17 protein-coding genes and 1 tRNA gene are annotated in these 16,019 nt (G+C 69.9%); 9 read left to right on the forward strand and 9 right to left on the reverse strand.

Features of this window, described 5'->3' with window-relative positions; genetic code table 11:
* Nucleotides 1–74 precede the first annotated feature (74 nt).
* The 3 genes from ON41_RS03060 to ON41_RS03070 form a co-directional block, all read right to left on the reverse strand.
* Nucleotides 75–148, reverse strand: a tRNA-Pro gene (locus ON41_RS03060).
* A gap of 54 nt (nucleotides 149–202) precedes the next feature.
* The gene (locus ON41_RS03065; RefSeq protein WP_040744895.1) at nucleotides 203–1,408 is read right to left on the reverse strand and encodes a DUF8017 domain-containing protein; all 1,206 of its coding nucleotides are present in this window, start codon (nucleotides 1,406–1,408) and stop codon (nucleotides 203–205) included.
* 410 nt (nucleotides 1,409–1,818) lie between these two features.
* The gene (locus tag ON41_RS03070) at nucleotides 1,819–2,781 is read right to left on the reverse strand and encodes a metallophosphoesterase (protein WP_040744897.1); all 963 of its coding nucleotides are present in this window, start codon (nucleotides 2,779–2,781) and stop codon (nucleotides 1,819–1,821) included.
* A 115-nt stretch (nucleotides 2,782–2,896) separates the two neighbouring features.
* On the opposite strand from ON41_RS03070, the gene ON41_RS03075 reads away from it, so the two are divergent.
* Nucleotides 2,897–3,361, forward strand: coding sequence for a GatB/YqeY domain-containing protein (locus tag ON41_RS03075; protein WP_040745006.1), 465 nt, complete (start codon nucleotides 2,897–2,899; stop codon nucleotides 3,359–3,361).
* Between the two features lie 240 nt (nucleotides 3,362–3,601).
* On the opposite strand, the gene ON41_RS03080 is transcribed toward ON41_RS03075, so the two are convergent.
* A complete protein-coding gene (locus ON41_RS03080; RefSeq protein ID WP_040744898.1) occupies nucleotides 3,602–5,968 on the reverse strand; it encodes a penicillin-binding protein in 2,367 nt (788 codons plus the stop codon).
* A gap of 474 nt (nucleotides 5,969–6,442) precedes the next feature.
* On the opposite strand from ON41_RS03080, the gene ON41_RS03085 reads away from it, so the two are divergent.
* Nucleotides 6,443–6,766, forward strand: coding sequence for a WhiB family transcriptional regulator (locus ON41_RS03085; RefSeq protein ID WP_024800988.1), 324 nt, complete (start codon nucleotides 6,443–6,445; stop codon nucleotides 6,764–6,766).
* 78 nt (nucleotides 6,767–6,844) lie between these two features.
* On the opposite strand, the gene bagB is transcribed toward ON41_RS03085, so the two are convergent.
* Together bagB and bagA are read right to left on the reverse strand one after the other, a co-directional pair.
* The gene (gene bagB / locus ON41_RS03090; RefSeq protein ID WP_040744900.1) at nucleotides 6,845–8,011 is read right to left on the reverse strand and encodes an ATPase BagB; all 1,167 of its coding nucleotides are present in this window, start codon (nucleotides 8,009–8,011) and stop codon (nucleotides 6,845–6,847) included.
* Nucleotides 8,011–9,033 (reverse strand): ATPase BagA, encoded by a 1,023-nt coding sequence (gene bagA / locus ON41_RS03095; protein WP_040744901.1) that lies wholly within the window; start codon nucleotides 9,031–9,033, stop codon nucleotides 8,011–8,013. Before bagA ends, bagB begins: the two co-directional genes overlap by 1 nt.
* A 172-nt stretch (nucleotides 9,034–9,205) precedes the next feature.
* Between bagA and sp36 the strand changes: the two genes are divergently transcribed.
* The 3 genes from sp36 (at nucleotide 9,206) to ON41_RS03105 (ending at nucleotide 10,688) form a co-directional block, all read left to right on the forward strand.
* Nucleotides 9,206–9,370, forward strand: coding sequence for a Sp36 family protein (gene sp36, locus ON41_RS41010; protein ID WP_085995597.1), 165 nt, complete (start codon nucleotides 9,206–9,208; stop codon nucleotides 9,368–9,370).
* Nucleotides 9,370–9,831 (forward strand): RidA family protein, encoded by a 462-nt coding sequence (locus ON41_RS03100; protein ID WP_040744902.1) that lies wholly within the window; start codon nucleotides 9,370–9,372, stop codon nucleotides 9,829–9,831. The genes sp36 and ON41_RS03100 overlap by 1 nt, the downstream gene beginning before the upstream one ends.
* 65 nt (nucleotides 9,832–9,896) lie before the next feature.
* A complete protein-coding gene (locus ON41_RS03105; protein ID WP_040744904.1) occupies nucleotides 9,897–10,688 on the forward strand; it encodes an MBL fold metallo-hydrolase in 792 nt (263 codons plus the stop codon).
* Nucleotides 10,689–10,698: 10 nt separating this feature from the next.
* Here the strand turns inward: ON41_RS03105 and ON41_RS03110 are convergent, their stop codons facing one another.
* Complete coding sequence (locus tag ON41_RS03110; RefSeq protein ID WP_011206875.1) at nucleotides 10,699–11,373, reverse strand: Crp/Fnr family transcriptional regulator; 675 nt, start codon at nucleotides 11,371–11,373, stop codon at nucleotides 10,699–10,701.
* Nucleotides 11,374–11,546: 173 nt separating this feature from the next.
* Nucleotides 11,547–11,789, reverse strand: a complete 243-nt coding sequence (locus tag ON41_RS03115; protein ID WP_040744905.1) for a hypothetical protein — start codon at nucleotides 11,787–11,789, stop codon at nucleotides 11,547–11,549.
* 91 nt (nucleotides 11,790–11,880) lie between these two features.
* Here ON41_RS03115 and nth point away from each other — a divergent pair, with 91 nt between their 5' ends.
* From nth to ON41_RS03135, 4 genes are all read left to right on the forward strand, one after another.
* On the forward strand, nucleotides 11,881–12,648 hold the full coding sequence (nth, locus tag ON41_RS03120) for an endonuclease III (protein ID WP_040744906.1): 768 nt from the start codon (nucleotides 11,881–11,883) through the stop codon (nucleotides 12,646–12,648).
* A gap of 5 nt (nucleotides 12,649–12,653) precedes the next feature.
* On the forward strand, nucleotides 12,654–13,295 hold the full coding sequence (locus ON41_RS03125; RefSeq protein WP_040745008.1) for a TlpA family protein disulfide reductase: 642 nt from the start codon (nucleotides 12,654–12,656) through the stop codon (nucleotides 13,293–13,295).
* A gap of 260 nt (nucleotides 13,296–13,555) precedes the next feature.
* A complete protein-coding gene (locus tag ON41_RS03130) occupies nucleotides 13,556–14,269 on the forward strand; it encodes an NUDIX hydrolase (protein ID WP_085995604.1) in 714 nt (237 codons plus the stop codon).
* Nucleotides 14,266–15,459 (forward strand): MarP family serine protease, encoded by a 1,194-nt coding sequence (locus ON41_RS03135; RefSeq protein ID WP_040744907.1) that lies wholly within the window; start codon nucleotides 14,266–14,268, stop codon nucleotides 15,457–15,459. The genes ON41_RS03130 and ON41_RS03135 overlap by 4 nt, the downstream gene beginning before the upstream one ends.
* 104 nt (nucleotides 15,460–15,563) lie before the next feature.
* On the opposite strand, the gene ON41_RS03140 is transcribed toward ON41_RS03135, so the two are convergent.
* Nucleotides 15,564–15,980: a carboxymuconolactone decarboxylase family protein gene (locus ON41_RS03140; RefSeq protein WP_040744908.1), complete on the reverse strand. Its 417-nt coding sequence runs from the start codon at nucleotides 15,978–15,980 to the stop codon at nucleotides 15,564–15,566.
* Nucleotides 15,981–16,019: the final 39 nt, after the last annotated feature.

Here is a 16,019-nt window from a genome sequence, read left to right on the forward strand (position 1 = left end):
AATGAGTACTGCGGGAATGAGTAAGGCCCCTGACTATTGCTAGTCAGGGGCCCTGTCGTGTCTCCACACACGAGTCGGGGTGACAGGATTTGAACCTGCGACCTCCTCGTCCCGAACGAGGCGCGCTACCAAGCTGCGCCACACCCCGTGGCGGACCTGTCATAGGTTACAGCAGGGTGGGGTCGGTCGTTAAATCGGCTGGTCACCGGTCCGGAAGGGGGCGGATGGAGGAGAGGATCCGCTTCGCCGTGTCCTTGTCGACGGACTTGTCCACACCGGTGTCGGCGGCGATCGTCATCACGAAACTGCCGTTCTCGCTGGGGAAGGCGAAGGTGAAGACCGAGAACGTGGACGCGCAGCCGGGCGCGGGCGGCGGGGCGCTGCCGGTGGTCTCCACGAACGCGCCGTGCAGCTGGCCGTCCATCGACTGCAGGGATTCGACCGAGCCGGGAGTGGTGGCGGCGGTGGGCGACCAGCCCACCTTCGCCGTGCGCGTGCCGACGTCGGCGGCGGCGACGGCCGGATCGGGCTGCGCGGACATCGTCAGGAACGCGTTGGTGCGGGTGTAGCGCGGGCAGTAGTCCTTGCCCTCCTGGGTGAGTCCCGCGATCTCGACGGTGTCGGGCGGGGTGCCCCAGACGGCCGTGCCGGCCGGGTCGATCTTCCACTCCTGAGGGACGTCGTAGGCCGCTCCGCGCTCCGGGACCGGCACCACCTGGTAACCGGGGATCAGCGGCGGGATGGCGACCGCGCTGGGCGGCGGCTTGGCCGCGGAGGAGCGGCCGGTCGGCGGTGCGGCCTTGCCGCTGGTGAGCGCGCTGACCATGGACGGCGAACCGGCCGGTCCCCCCGAGTCGGTCGAATTCCGCCCGGACACGATGACCGCGACCGTGACGGCGAGAGCCACCACGACTACGCCGCCGACCCCGGCCAGCACCCACGCCGTGCGGTTGCGCCCGGAGTTCGGCGGCCGTCCGGGATTCGGGGGCACCGGTTCGAAGCTCCCGGTCGGTGGGTGTTGCGGTCCGGTCGGCGGATGTTGCGGTCCGGTCGGGGGATGTTGTGGCCCGGTCGGTGGGTGCTGCGACCCGTTCGGTTGCCAGGTGGGCTGGGGTTGCCGCACGACCGCCTCGGGCACGGTGGCCCCCAGATGCCAGGGCTGCTCCTGCTGCGGTGTGGGCCGGGCGGGATCGGTCGGCTGTGATTGCTGCCCACCGATATTCGCCGACGACTGCCAGGGCGTACTGGGCCGTACGAAGTCCCCGAAGTTCAGCTGCTGGGTCGCCCCCGCCGCACCGGGCGGCGGTGTGCGCCGGATCGCCTCCGTCTGTGCGGACGCACCGGGATCGCCGGCCCCGGACGGAGGTAACTCCGCTCCCGGCTGCGTCCGGCCGTCCGGCGCCTGCATACCGGGACGTTCCGCCTGCGGAAACGCTTCTGTCCGTGTCGTATCCGCCGGGCTGGCAGAACGCCCGGAAAACCCTTCGGCCCGCGTTCCCTCCGCCGGGCCGCCGGGTTGCGCCGAAAACGCTTCCGTCTGTGCGGTATCGGCGGGGCCGGCGGGCCGTCCCGGGAACGCTTCGGTCCGCGATGCCTCCGCCGGGCCGCCCTGTTGCGCGGAAAACGCTTCGGTCTGTGTGGTGTCGGCCGGGCTGACCGGTTGTGCGCGAAACGCTTCCGTTTGCGTGGTGTCCGCCGGGCTGACGGGACGCGGGATCGGATGGCCGGGACCGGATCCTCTCGCTGCGCTCGGATCGTTCGGCCGTTGTCCGTCGTTCAACCCTCGGTCCCCTGCCTGACGTTGTGCTTCGCGCAACCCTAGCGCGCGATCGCCTCCGATTCCGAGATGCCGTGGCCGCTGTCGGCGATCGGGCGCTCGGGCGGGGCGGCGACCAGGGTGAGGAGCGTGGCCTCGGGGCGGCAGCAGAAGCGGTAGGGGGCCCACGGCGAGGTGCCCAGGCCGGCGGAGACGTGCAGGCGGGTGTGCGCGCCCCAGCGGGACGCGCCCTTCACCCGGGACCGGTCGATGCCGCAGTTGGTGACCAGCGCGCCGAAGCCCGGCAGGCACAGCTGGCCGCCGTGGGTGTGACCGGCCAGCACCAGGTCGTAGCCGTCGGTCGCGAACCGGTCGAGCACCCGCGGCTCGGGGGAGTGGGTGAGCCCGATGGTCAACTCCGCCAACGGGTTCGGGCTGCCGGAGACGGTGTCGTAGCGGTCGCGCTTCAGGTGCGGGTCGTCGACGCCCGCGGTGGCGATCTTGATCCCGGCCACCTCGAGGTCGCGGCGCACGTGGGTCAGGTCCAGCCAGCCGCGCTCGGTGAACGCGGCGCGCAGATCCTGCCAGGGCAGCGGCGCGCCGTGGACGCGCTTGTGGTTCTTGTCGAAGTACTTCAGCGGGTTCTTCGGGACCGGCGCGAAGTAGTCGTTGCTGCCGAAGACGAAGATGCCCGGCCGCGACAGCAGTCCGGTCAGCGACTGCACCACCGCGGGCACGGCGCGCGGGTGGGCCAGATTGTCGCCGGTATTGACCACCAGATCCGGTTCCAGCCGGTCCAGCTCCCGCACCCAGGCCTGTTTCAGCTTCTGGCCGGGAGTCATGTGCAGGTCGCTCAGGTGGAGGACCCGTAGGCTCGACGATCCCGGCTGTAGCACCGGTAAGGTCGCCTCACGCAGCACGAAGGCATTGCGTTCGATCAGCGAGGCGTAGCCGATTCCGGCGGCACCTGCTGCGGCGGCGCCCACCGCGGCTCGTCGGAGTACGGGAGACGAGAAGACGGGCATTCGCTCAGGATAGGCGACGGGTGTGATGAACACCGAGTGTGATTCCGCACAGGGACACGGCCGGGCGTGGCGAAATGGGGTGGGCGGCCCCGCCCGGGCGGGCTACCGTGAGCGCATGCCGGAACTCAAATCGCAGCTGCGAGCCGATCTCACCACCGCCATGAAGGCCAGGGACGCGCTGCGCACCAACACCCTGCGCATGTTGCTGGCCGCGATCCAGAACGCCGAGGTCTCCGGATCCGAGGCGCGCGAACTGAGCGACACCGACGTCCTCGCCGTCCTCGGCAAGGAAGCCAAGAAGCGCAACGAGGCCGCGGTCGTTTTCGAACAGGCCGGTCGCGGCGAACTCGCCGCCAACGAGCGGGCCGAGGAAGAGATCATCGACGAGTACCTGCCCACCCCGCTGACCGAAGCCGAGGTCGCGGACATCGCCGACACCGCCATCGCCGACGTCGCCCAGCAACTGGGGGAACGCCCGGGCATGCGCCAGATGGGCCAGGTCATGAAGATCGCCACCGCCCTGGCCGCGGGCCGCGCCGACGGCTCCCGCATCTCCGCCGCGGTGAAGGCACGGCTGTAGCCGGCTCCGCCCGGCACACACGAGGGCCCGCTACCCGAACAGGTAGCGGGCCCTCGTCATCCGCTTCGCCGCCTCATGATCCCGGCAGGCTGCCCCTCATGGTCCCGGCAGGCTGCCCCTCATGGTCCCGGCAGGCTGCCCCTCATGGTCCCGGCAGGCTGCCCCTCATGGTCCCGGCACGCTGCCCCTCATGGTCCCGGCACGCTGCCCCTCATGGTCCCGGCACGCTTTTGGCCGGGATCACCGCGGAATCGGAATAGGAATCGGTATAGGGGGCAGTCGCGGTGGTGGCGGCAGCCCCGGCAGATTCGGTAGGGGCGCCGGGCCCGGCGCCGGGGCCTCGCGCACCGTCCCGTCGCTGATGTTGACGGTGATCACCGAACCCGGGATGGCCGAACCGTTCGGCGTGGTGCCGATGACCGTGCCCTTGGCCGGGGCGGCGGGCACCGTCACGACGCTCACCTGGAATCCCGCGCCGATCAGCGTCGAGCGCGCCTCGGCCTCCGTCATCCCGACCACGTCGGGAATCTGGGAGTTGTTGGCGCCCCGGACGTACTTGTCGTCCTCCGGGGGCAAGGCCGGCGGCGGGTACTTGTCCAACACCGGTTTGATGCCCTCGAACCAGCTGCGGGCCGGTTCGTTACCGCCGTAGAGATTGCCGTCGCCGCAGCTGCGCAGCGGGAACGAGCAGATCTCGCCCGGCGTGGGCGAATCGCCGTAGATGTAGGCGGCGCCCGCCATCGAGTTGGTGAAGCCGAGGAACGCCGAGGACCGGTGGCTCTCGGTCGTCCCCGTCTTGGCCGAGACCGGCGCGTTCCACCCGGCCGCGCGGGCGGAGCCGGCCGCGGTGCCGCTGGTGGCGTCCTGGCCCATCGCGTTGGCCAGGGTGTTCGCGAGACCCGGCTCGACCACCTGCTCGCACGACGGCTGGGTCAGCGGAATCTGCTTACCGCTGCGGTCGACGACCTCCTTGATCGGCGAGGGCGGGCACCATTTCCCGCCCGAGCCCAGGGTCGCGGCCACATTGGACAGCTCCAGCGGGTTTATCGCGAACGGGCCCAGCGTGAACGATCCGAGGTTCTGCTGTTTGACCATGTCGGCCAGGCTCTGGTTGCCGTGACCCGAGGTCCCCGCCGTCGCGTAGGACCGCATGCCCAGCCGGACCGCCATATCGACCGCGGGCGTCACCCCGACGTCCTGGATGAGCTTGACGAAGGCGGTGTTCGGCGACTGGGCCAGCGCCTCGGTCACCGACATCGGCGACCGGTAGTTGCCGACGTTCTTCACGCAGTAGGTCTCGGGCGGACATCCCGGCGTCCCGCTGTTACCCATGCCCTTGGCGGAGAAGAACGACGGGACGTCCAGCTGCGCGCTGATGCCGAGTCCCTTCTCCATGGCCGCGGCCGTCGTGAAGAGTTTGAAAATCGAGCCCGCGCCGTCACCGACCATCGAATACGGCTGTGGCTGAACGGTTTCGTGTCCGTCGGCACTCAGGCCGTAGGTTCTGCTGGAGGCCATCGCCAGCACCGGATGCGCGTCCTGCCCGGTGCCGATGATGCTGGTCACCTCGGCGACGTCGTCCAGGTCGGGTTTGGTCACCCCCGACACCGCGTTCTTCACCGACGTCTGCACCGCCGGGTCCAGGGTGGTGTGGATCGTGTAGCCGCCCTTGTCGATCTGCTCCTTGCTGATCCCGGAATTGGCCAGGTACTGCAGCGCGTAGTCGCAGAAGAAGCCGCGATCGCCGGCCGCGATGCACCCGTGCGGCAGGCCCTTCGGATCCGGCAGCACGCCGAGCGGTTCGGCCTTCGCGGCGCGGAACTCCTCGGCGCGGCTGGGGATGTTCTGCATCATCGTGTCGAGCACGGTGTTGCGGCGATCCAGCACGCCCTGGGGATTGGTGTACGGGTTGAGCTTCGAGGAGCTCTGCACCATGCCGGCCAGCATCGCCGCCTGCTGCACCTTCAGGTCCTTGGCGTCGACGCCGAAGTAGGTCTGGGCGGCGTCCTGGATGCCGTAGGAGCCGTTGCCGAACGGGACCAGATTCAGGTAGCGGGTGAGGATCTCGTCCTTGGTCAGCTGCTTCTCGAGCGTCAGCGCCATGCGGATCTCGCGCAGCTTGCGGGCGGGGGTCGTCTCGATCGCGGCGCGGCGCTCGGCATCGGTCTTGGCGACCACGAGCAGCTGGAAGTTCTTCACGTACTGCTGGTCGATGGTCGAGGCGCCCTGCTGGACCTCGCCGCTCGAGGAGTTGGTGATGAACGCGCGCAGCGTGCCCTGCCAGTCGACGCCGCCGTGCTCCGCGAAGCGGCGGTCCTCGATGGACACGATCGCCAGCTTCATATCGTTGGCGATCCGGTCGCTGGGCACCTCGAAGCGGCGTTGCTCGTACAGCCAGGCGATGGGGTTCCCGGCGGCGTCGACCATCGTCGACACCGCGGGCGCGTTGCCCTCGACCAGTTCCGCGGAGACGTTGTCGACGGCGTCGGCGGCTCGGTTGGACACATACCCGAAGCCACCGGCGAGCGGGAACAACAACCCGGCGATGAGCACGGCCGCCAGGACGCACGCACCGGCGAGCCTCGCGAGCGTTTGTGAGATCGGCACGCCCCAAGCCTAAATGAGGGGCTGTGGGACTGTGTCTGATGGCCGCGGCTCCGCCACGGCGCGTTTGCGGCGCCCGTATGGCTCGGACTTCCGGGACCGCTGCTTGCTCCTTCGTCGCTTGCGCAGCGGCCCCGGAAGTCCGAGCCGCGCCGCAAACGGAGGTGATCTTGGTCCCGTCAGGGGGATTGACTCCGATGGCATTCGGCGCGTCGGGAGGGCGGAAACCGGGCGTGTCGCTCTGATTGCGCCGACTGCCCGGTTCTTTGTCGCATTTGCAGGGACGGGCGTACCAAAAAATATCGGGACGGTCTTGCGCAGTCCCCATACCTTTACCTAGATTGAGAACCCAGTGTGATAGAGCTAACACTCAAAGTGGAATGTGGTGCAGGACGCAGCGGGGTTGGGTTGCTGCGCACTGCACGCGATTCTGGAGCGCCGTTGACCCGGTGTTCGGACTGCAAAGGGGCACACCAAATGCACATGACTACCCCCATCGCTCGATTGGACGTAGAGCAGGCCGAAGCGAGAATCGCCTGGGTTTCCCAGGCCCGATGCAAGGAAGTGGATCCCGACCAACTGTTCGTTCGCGGCGCTGCTCAGCGCAAGGCGGCGACGATCTGCCGGCACTGCCCCGTGCTGATGGAGTGCGGAGCCGATGCCCTGGACAATCGAGTCGAGTTCGGTGTGTGGGGTGGGATGACCGAGCGGCAGCGACGTGCGCTGCTGAAGCAGCACCCGGAGGTGACGTCCTGGGCCGAGTTCTTCCGGGCCCAGCGGCAACAGAAAGTGGCAATGTAGTCCCCACGATCCGATCGGTCCGAGCCCGCTTCTTGCGGGCTCGGGCCGTTTTCGCGCCAGGTTACCCCGGCCCGGCGCTCAGCTCTCGGCGTCGGCGCCGGTCAGCTCGTCCCCGACCGCGCGCAGCGCCTTCAGATCCGACACCTCGAACGGCAGCGCGGTGACCGCGACGATCGGCACCCGCGGGTGGGCGCCGGTGAACCGGTGCAGCAGGCGTTGCTCGCGCTTCGCGGTGGTCGCGCGATGGGCGTGGACGCGCAGCACGTCCGCGGTCAGCGCGGCCGGGTCGCGGTCGGCCGGATCGGAATCCGAATCGGCGGCCGGGTGCAGGCGGTCGGCGGCGGCCAGGGCGGTCGCGGCCGGTAGCGAGCAGTGCACCGGATGCGTGCGGTTGAGGACCAGTCCGGCCAGCGGCATCCGATCCGTGGACAGCCGGTCGACGAAGAACGAGGCCTCCCGCAGCGCATCCGGTTCGGCGGCGGCCACCACCACGAAATGGGTGCCCGGCCGCGACAGCATCTCGAACGTCCGGTTGGCCCGGTCCTGGAAGCCGCCGAACATCGACTCCAGCGACTGCAGGAACAGCGACGCGTCCTTGAGCATCTGACCGCCCACCACGGTCGACACGCCCCGCACGGCCAGGCTCATCGCCCCGGTCACGAACCGGCCGACGCCGCGGCCGGGCGCCATGATCACGCGGATCATCCTGCCGTTGAGGAAGTTTCCGAGGCGCTTGGGCGCGTCGAGGAAGTCCAGGGCGTTGCGCGAGGGCGGGGTGTCCACGACGATCAGGTCCCACTGCCGTTTCCCGGCGAGCTGGCCCAGCTTCTCCATCGCCATGTACTCCTGCGTACCGCCGAAGGAGGAGGCGACCGTCTGATAGAAGGGGTTGGCGAAGATCTGCTCGGCCTTCTCGGGGCTGGTGTGCTCGAGCACCATCTCGTCGAAGGTGCGGCGCATGTTCAGCATCATGGCGTGTAGTTCGCCGGTCGCCTCGGGGCCGAGTTCGACCTTCTGCGGGACGTTGCCGAGATCGCTCACCCCCAATGACTGTGCGAGCCGCCTGGCCGGATCGATGGTCAGCACCACCACCTTGCGGCCGCGCTCGGCCGCGCGCAGTGCGATCGCCGCCGCCGTGGTGGTCTTGCCGACGCCGCCGGAGCCGCAGCACACGACCACGCGCGCCTCGGGGTCCTCGATGATGCGGGAGATGTCGAGGGGTGCGATGGTGCTCGGCACATTCATCACCGGACTCCCTGCTCGCTCAGATGGGCGGCCAGCTCGTACAGGCCGCCCAGGTCCATCCCGTCGGGCAGGGCGGGCAGATAGAGCCGGCTGAAGTCGACCTTCGCCAGCTCCGACGAGCTGTCGTCCTGGGCCTGCAGGGTGGCCGAATGCTCGACGGTCTCCCGGAGCAGGCCCTGGAAGTCGGCGTCGGACAGCGAGATTCCCGCCTCGGCCAGTCCGGCGCGCACGGCGTCGGCGTCGATGTCTCCGGCGGCCGCTCGGGCGCGCAGGTCCGGCGGCAGGAAGCCCTCGGAGGCGCGGTTGACGATCACGGTGCCGACGCGGAACTCCGAATCGGTCAGCTCGGCGATCGCGTCGGCGGTCTCCTGGACGGGCAGCGCCTCGAGCAGGGTGACCAGGTGGACGACGGTCTGATCGGAGTGCAGCAGCTTGGAGACGCCCTCGGCCTGCGAGGCGATCGGGCCGCCCTTGGCGACCTCGGCCATCGCCTTGGTGACGTCCAGGAAGCTCGCGATGCGGCCCGTCGGCGGCGCGTCGATGACGACCTCGTCGTAGGCGGGCCGGCCCGTCGACCGGTCCACGCGCACGGCGCATTCCTTGATCTTGCCGGTCAGTATCACGTCGCGCAGGCCCGGTGCGATCGTGGTGACGAATTCGATGGCCCCCATCCGGCGCATGGCCCGGCCGGCGAAGCCGAGGTTGTAGAACATCTCGAGGTATTCGAGGAAGGCGTGCTCGATGTCGAGGGCCAGCGCCATCACCTCGCCGCCGCCGTCGGCGGTCGCGATCTTCGTCTCGGTGGGCGGCAGCGGCGGCAGGTCGAACAGCTGCGCGATCGACTGCCTGCCCTCCACCTCCACCAGCAGCACCCGCCTGCCACCGGCCGCGAGCGCGAGTGCCAGCGCCGCCGAGACCGTGGACTTCCCTGTTCCGCCCTTGCCGGAGACGTAGTGCAGACGCGCCCGATCCGCACGCTCCGGCCACCCTAATGTCAGCCCCGGCTCCGCCGAAACGGGCACTGCTGTCGGTACTCCCACGTTCGCGAGCCTATAACCCGTTACGAAATCGTGGCCATAGGAATCGCCTACTGTCTGGTACACCACTTTCGCCTTGCGGTTCCCCGGCAACTGTGCCGAGCCGCACCCCGGCACGGCGGACGGCCGGTCGGGGCGTCCCTATACGCTCAGCGGCATGAGTGATGTCACCGTGTGGGAATACGCGACCGTACCGCTGCTGACGCATGCGACCAAGCAGATCCTGGACCAGTGGGGCGCCGACGGCTGGGAGCTGGTCACGGTGCTGCCCGGCCCGACCGGCGAGCAGCACGTCGCCTACCTCAAGCGGGTGAAGGGCTGATGGCGGCGGTCTGGCAGCAGAATCTCGAGCGGCTCGGCCTGGAACTGCCCGGGGTGGCCGCTCCGGCCGGCGCCTACATTCCGGCCCTGCGCACCGGCTCGTACGTCTACACCTCCGGCCAGCTGCCGTTCATCGGCGGTGAGCTGTCGGTGGCCGGCAAGGTCGGCGCCGAGGTGAGCCTCGAGCAGGCCAAGGAGGCCGCGAAGTGGTGCGCGCTGAACGCGCTCGCGGCCGTGCACGATCTGGTCGGCCTCGACGCGGTGGTGCGCATCGTCAAGGTGGTGGGCTTCGTCGCCTCCGCGCCCGGCTTCAACGATCAGCCGCAGGTGATCAACGGCGCCTCGGAGCTGCTGGGCGAGCTGTTCGGTGAGAACGGCGTGCACGCCCGCTCCGCCGTCGGCGTCTTCGAACTGCCCAAGAACACCCCCGTCGAGGTGGAGCTCATCGCCGAGGTGCGCTAGGTCGTAAGGTGCGGTAAGCATTTTTGTGCGGAAGTCGGCTGTGCCACACGACGTTAGGAACGAGTATGACTCTGACTCATCCCGCGTATGGGCAGCTGCGGCCCGTCACCTCCACGGCCGCGGTGCTGCTGGCCGACAACCCGAACCAGATGACCCTGCAGGGCACCAACACGTGGATCCTGCGCGCCCCGGGGCGATCCGACTGCGTCGTGATCGATCCGGGGCCCAAGGATCGCGACCACGTCGCGGCGATCGCCCGCGAGACCGGCGGGAATATCGCCCTCACCCTGATCACTCACCATCATCACGACCACACCGGCGGTATCGACGGTCTGGTGAAGGCGACCGGAACGCCGGTGCGGGCGGTGGATCCGCGCTTCCTGCGCGATGCGGAGACGACCCTGTCCGACGGCGAGGTGATCGAGGCCGCCGGGTTGCGGATCACGGTGCTCGCCACTCCCGGGCACACCACCGATTCGGTGTCGTTCCTGCTGGACGACGCGGTCCTGACCGGCGATACCGTCCTGGGTAGCGGCACCACGGTGCTGGAATCGCGCGACGGCGCCCTGGGCGACTACCTGACCTCGCTGGACCGGCTGGCCGAGGTGTCACCCGGCCGGACGCTGCTCCCCGCGCACGGCCCGGACCACCCGGAGGCCGAGCCGGTGATCCGGTACTACATCCGCCACCGCCAGGAACGCCTGGACCAGGTGCGCGAGGCACTGGCCGAACTCGGCCCGAATGCCAAACCCCTACAGATCGTCGCGCGCGTCTACGCCGACGTCGACAAGCGCCTGTGGCCGGCCGCCCGCAGCTCGGTCCAGGCACAGTTGGCCTACCTCCGCGGCCAAGGCTGACCGCCCACCCTCACCGGGCGCGGCGGGCCAGCCGTTCCGAGTCGGAGATCAGGACGCTCTTGCCCTCGAGCCGTAGCCAGCCGCGGTGCGCGAAGTCGGCGAGCGCCTTGTTCACGGTTTCGCGGGAGGCGCCGACCAGCTGGGCGATCTCCTCCTGGGTGAGGTCGTGGGTCACCCGCAGGGCGCCGGCCTCCTGCGTGCCGAAACGCTGTGCCAGCTGCAGCAGCGCCTTGGCCACGCGGCCGGGCACGTCGGTGAAGATGAGGTCGGCCAGGTTGTTGTTGGTGCGGCGCAGGCGACGCGCCAGCACCCGCAGCAACTGCTCGGCGATCTCGGGGCGCTGATCGATCCACGACTTGAGCGCGTCGCGGTCCATCGTGACGGCGCGGACCTCGGTCACCGTGGTCGCCGTCGAGGTGCGCGGGCCCGGATCGAAGATCGACAGCTCACCGAACATGTCCGACGGGCCCATGATGGTCAGCAGGTTCTCCCGGCCGTCGGGGGAGCGCCGCCCGATCTTCACCTTGCCCGACGTGATGATGTACAGCCGATCGCCGGGCTCACCCTCGTTGAAGATGACATGGCCGCGCGGGAAATCCACGGGTTGAAGCTGTTTGGCGAGAGCCGCCACCGCGGTGGGCTCGACGCCTTGGAAGATGCCTGCTCTGGCGAGGGCCTCGTCCACGAATGTGCTCCTTATGGGAATTGACGGTGCTGTCCTGCGACGACAGCCGACAGTGCAGTCTACTGTGCTGCTGAGCCACGTAGTGACAGACACCACGTAACGCGCGGTCTGTGAAACGTCCGGGATGCCGGTTTGGTTCCCGAGTCCACCGCGAGAATTCGGTGTGGCGGCGCTCAGCTGGCCTGAGCGACATCCAGTTCGTCGCCACGGGCGCGTCGGCGGCCGGTATGGGCGGCCGCGGCGGGCACACCGAGCTTGGCCAGCTCGTTGACCTCGGCATTACTGGCCCGGTCCAGATACTGCTGGACCTCTTCCTCCGGTTCGAGCAGTTTGCGAAGCCGATTCTCGACGCGTTCCATGAACAGCGCGAACAGCATCAGCAGTACCGGGAAGAGCACCACAGCGAGTCCTTGCATAACCGTGAGTAAACACGGAATAGGTCTCAGATGGAACACGGCGGGTCTTCCAGGGCCCGTTCTCGTCGGTGGGGTTCCGTATGGTGGACGCGTGCGTGAACCCCGATCCACTGCGCCCGCGCCCGCCCGCAAGTTCGCCAAGGAAACCCAGCTCGGACTGGTGCGCCGCGCCCGCCGGATGAACCGAACCCTGGCGGAGGCGTTCCCCGACGCGCACTGCGAACTGGACTTCACCACCCCGCTGGAATTGGCTGTGGCGACGATTCTCTCGGCGCAGTGCACCGACGTCCGGGTGAATCTCACCACCCCGAAGTTGTTCGCGCGCTACCCCGACGCCCGCGCCTACGCCGAGGCCGACCGCGTCGAGCTGGAGGAGTACATCCGCCCGACCGGCTTCTACCGCAACAAGACCACCTCGCTCATCGGTCTGGGCCAGGCGCTCACCGAGCGGTACGACGGCGTCCTGCCGAATACGCTCGAGGAACTGGTGCGCCTGCCGGGCATCGGCCGCAAGACGGCGAATGTCATCCTGGGCAACGCGTTCGGCGTGCCGGGAATCACCGTGGACACCCATTTCAGCCGCCTGGTGCAGCGCTGGAAGTGGACCACCCTGGAGGACCCGGTCAAGATCGAGCACGCCGTGGGCGAGCTGATCGAACGCAAGGACTGGACCATGCTCTCGCACCGGGTGATCTTCCACGGCCGCCGCGTCTGCCATGCCCGCAAGCCGGCCTGCGGCGCCTGCGTCCTGGCCAAGGACTGCCCGTCCTTCGGCGTCGGCCCCACCGATCCGGCGACGGCCGCCGCCCTGATCAAGGGCCCCGAGGCGGAACACCTGCTGGAGCTGGTGAACCGGTGAGATCGATACCGGCGGCGTGGCGCTGGACGCTGGCGGCACTGATCGCCGTCGTCGCGCTGGCCGTCGCGATCTGGCCGCGGGACAGCGGGCACGACAACCTGCCGACCTATTACGGGACCGCGGTGCGCGGCGGCCCCGGCCCCTCCGACGGGCAGCGTGCCGCCGCGGCCCTGTCCGCCTGCCCGGCGCGGTCGCCGGACGAGCCGCCCGTTCCCGCCTCCGGCCCGCTCGCCGGGATCAAGGTCGGATGCCTCGCCGACGGACTGCCGGTGGATCTGGGCGAGGCTCTCGCCGGCCGCCCGGCGCTGGTCAATCTCTGGGCCTACTGGTGTGAGCCGTGCGCCACCGAACTTCCGGCGTTGCAGCAGTACGCCGCGCGCGCGGCGGGCGCGGTCACCGTCGTGACCGTGCACAGCGATCCGGACGAGGCCAAGGCGGTGGCCCGCCTGCGCGATCTGGATGTGCACCTGCCCGGCGTCCAGGACGGCGGTGGCGGCGTGCGCACCGCGGTCGGCGCGCCGCCGGTGCTGCCGGTCTCGGTCCTGGTCCGCCCCGACGGCTCGATCGCGAAAGTGATCGTCCGCCCGTTCGACAGCGTCGACGACATCGCCGCCACCGTCTCCGCCGAACTGGGAGTCGCGGCGTGAGCCAGCCCCGCGCGGAAATGCCCGCGGCGGAGGCGCTCCCGGCCCGCTCGAGCGAACGCCCGGCTCGCGCCGGGGCGGGCGGCCATGATCGAATCGGGGAAACCCGCTCTACAGGCCCCGGCCGGACGGGGGAGTGCCGCGCCGCCCGCATCGGGTGTGGGCAGCGCGCGGAACATCACGACGAGAGCGTGCGGATCGGGGCGGGAGGAGGCAGCGTGGACAACCGTGACCGCCAGGAGGAACCCGGTGCGAGACCGGAACTGGTGACCGACGGCGTTCCCGCCTGGCTGCGCGGCGTCGTCGAGCGCAAGCCCGCCGATCCCACGGGGGTCAACCAGGTGCTGAACCGCACGGCGCAGCGCGTGGTCTCGGCGGCCGTGCGGCCCCGGCCCGCGGCGGTGCTGGTGCTGTTCGGCGGCTCGTCCGAACCGGACACCGAGGCGCCCGGCGGGCTGCCCGCGGACGCGGACATCCTGCTCACCCAGCGCGCGACGACGATGCGGCAGCACCGCGGCCAGGTGGCCTTCCCGGGCGGCGGCGTCGAACCCGGCGACGACGGCCCGATCTCCACCGCCCTCCGTGAGGCCCGCGAGGAGACCGGCCTGGATCCGGCCGGGGTGGAACCGATCGCGGTGCTACCCAAGATCTTCGTGCCGGTGTCGCGATTCGACGTGACCCCGGTCGTCGCGTACTGGCGCACGCCCCGCGAGGTCGGGGTGGTGAGCGAGGCGGAGGCCACGCGCGTCACCCGGGTGCCGCTCGCCGATCTGCTGGACCCGGCGAACCGGTTCGTCGTGCGGCATCCGATGGGCTACACGGGCCCCGCGTTCGCCGTCGACGGCATGCTCGTCTGGGGCTTCACCGCCGGCGTCCTGGCCGGCCTGCTCGCGGTATCGGGATGGGAGCGGGACTGGGATTACCACGACGTGCGTGATCTCCAAACCTCGCTCGCGGCAGTGGGGATGACGTTATGAGTTCATCGGCCTGGCTCGATATCGCGGTGGTGATCATCGCGCTGCTCGCTGCCTCCTCGGGCTGGCGGCAGGGCGCGGTGGCGTCCGCGCTGGCGTTCCTGGGCGTGGTGCTGGGCGCGGTGGCCGGCATCCTGATCGCGCCGCACATCTTGATCCACATCAGCGAGGGGCGGAAACGCGTCCTGGTCGGCGTGGTGCTGATCGTGGCGCTGGTGATCATCGGCGAGGTGGCCGGCATGGTGCTCGGCCGCGCGGCGCGCAGCGGCATGACGCATCCGTTCACCCGCAGCGTCGACAGCGTGGTGGGCGCGGCCCTGCAGACGGTGGCCGTCCTGGTGACGGCGTGGCTGCTGGCCCTGCCGCTGGCCTCGTCGTCGCAGCCGGCGATAGCGGCCGCGGTGAACGGCTCCCGCGTGCTCTCCGACGTCAACGAGGTCGCCCCGAACTGGTTGCGGCGCCTGCCCAACGAGTTCTCCAAACTGCTCAACACCTCCGGCCTCCCGGACGTCATCGGCCCGTTCGGCCGCGCGCCCATCGCGGCCGTGGAACCGCCGGATCCGTCCGTCCTCGACAGCCCGGTGGCGCTGGATCTCCAGCACAGCGTGCTGCGCATCCGCGGCGTCGCGCCGAGTTGCCAGCGCGCGCTGGAGGGCTCGGGCTTCGTCGTGGCCCCCGAGCGGGTCATGACGAACGCGCACGTGGTCGCCGGCACCAACACCGTGCAGGTCGACACCGCGCGCGGCCCGCTGGACGCCAGCGTGGTGGAGTTCGACCCGTCCAAGGACGTGGCCGTGCTGGCCGTGCCCGGACTGAACGCGCCGGTGATTCCGCTGGCCCCGTCCCCGGCCAAATCGGGCCAGAGTTCCATCGTGCTCGGCTATCCCGGCGGCGGCCCGTACACCGCCAGCGCCGCCCGCGTACGCGAGACCCTGGAGCTGACCGGCCCGGACATCTACAAGACCGGCACGGTCGAGCGCGAGGTCTACACCGTCCGCGGCCGCGTCCGCGCGGGCAATTCCGGTGGCCCCCTGGTGGATACGGAGGGTCAGGTGCTGGGCCTGGTATTCGGCGCGGCCGTCGTCGACGAGGACACCGGCTACGCCCTCACCCTCGACGAGGTCCGCAAGAACCTCGAGGCCGCGGAGTCGGCCACCACGCCGGTCCCGACGGGCGACTGTGTGCTGAGTTAGAACGGGCAAGGCCCCGCGTCATCCTGGCGCGGGGCTCCACCCTTGGCGTGAAATTGTGAGCCTGGCGTGCCATTCCTTGTTTCCGGCACGCTTTTGGCCGGAAACTACTGCTGATCGACCGGCAGTAGGCCCCGCTCCTCGAAGACCTTCTTGGCGACGAAGGTTGCGTTGAGGGCTCGGGGGAAGCCGCAGTAGCCGGCGGCGTGCAGGAAGGCCTCGGTGATCTGCTCGGGGGTCAGGCCGACGTTCAGGGCCGCGTTGACGTGGACCTCGAGCTGCGCCTCGGCGCCGCCGAGCGCGGTGAGCATGCCGAGGGTGACCAGCTGGCGGTCGCGCGGCGGCAGCGCCGGGCGCTGGTAGATCTCGCCGAACCCCCAGGCCACGATCTGGTGGCCGAGTTCGGGGGAGATATCGGAGAGCGAGTCGATCACGCGCTGCCCGGCCTCGCCGTCGATGCGGGTGAGCACCTCCAGCCCGCGGTCGAAGCGCTCCTGACGGGTTTCGGCGGTGTCGTCGGCCATGATCGGTCCTCTCGTGCCGCCTCGTGGGCGGCGGTGTCG

This window comes from Nocardia transvalensis NBRC 15921, from assembly GCF_000308875.1.
Lineage (GTDB): Bacteria > Actinomycetota > Actinomycetes > Mycobacteriales > Mycobacteriaceae > Nocardia > Nocardia transvalensis.

Excerpts from the sequence above, each read along its gene's own strand:
- ON41_RS03085 (WP_024800988.1), top strand. The coding sequence starts at position 6,443 with ATGCACATGACTACCCCCATCGCTCGATTGGACGTAGAGCAGGCCGAA.
- ON41_RS03140 (WP_040744908.1), bottom strand. The coding sequence starts at position 15,980 with ATGGCCGACGACACCGCCGAAACCCGTCAGGAGCGCTTCGACCGCGGG.
- ON41_RS03100 (WP_040744902.1), top strand. The coding sequence starts at position 9,370 with ATGGCGGCGGTCTGGCAGCAGAATCTCGAGCGGCTCGGCCTGGAACTG.
- ON41_RS03135 (WP_040744907.1), top strand. The coding sequence starts at position 14,266 with ATGAGTTCATCGGCCTGGCTCGATATCGCGGTGGTGATCATCGCGCTG.
- ON41_RS03065 (WP_040744895.1), bottom strand. The coding sequence starts at position 1,408 with ATGCAGGCGCCGGACGGCCGGACGCAGCCGGGAGCGGAGTTACCTCCG.
- ON41_RS03070 (WP_040744897.1), bottom strand. The coding sequence starts at position 2,781 with ATGCCCGTCTTCTCGTCTCCCGTACTCCGACGAGCCGCGGTGGGCGCC.
- ON41_RS03115 (WP_040744905.1), bottom strand. The coding sequence starts at position 11,789 with ATGCAAGGACTCGCTGTGGTGCTCTTCCCGGTACTGCTGATGCTGTTC.
- sp36 (WP_085995597.1), top strand. The coding sequence starts at position 9,206 with ATGAGTGATGTCACCGTGTGGGAATACGCGACCGTACCGCTGCTGACG.
- ON41_RS03075 (WP_040745006.1), top strand. The coding sequence starts at position 2,897 with ATGCCGGAACTCAAATCGCAGCTGCGAGCCGATCTCACCACCGCCATG.
- ON41_RS03105 (WP_040744904.1), top strand. The coding sequence starts at position 9,897 with ATGACTCTGACTCATCCCGCGTATGGGCAGCTGCGGCCCGTCACCTCC.
- bagB (WP_040744900.1), bottom strand. The coding sequence starts at position 8,011 with ATGAATGTGCCGAGCACCATCGCACCCCTCGACATCTCCCGCATCATC.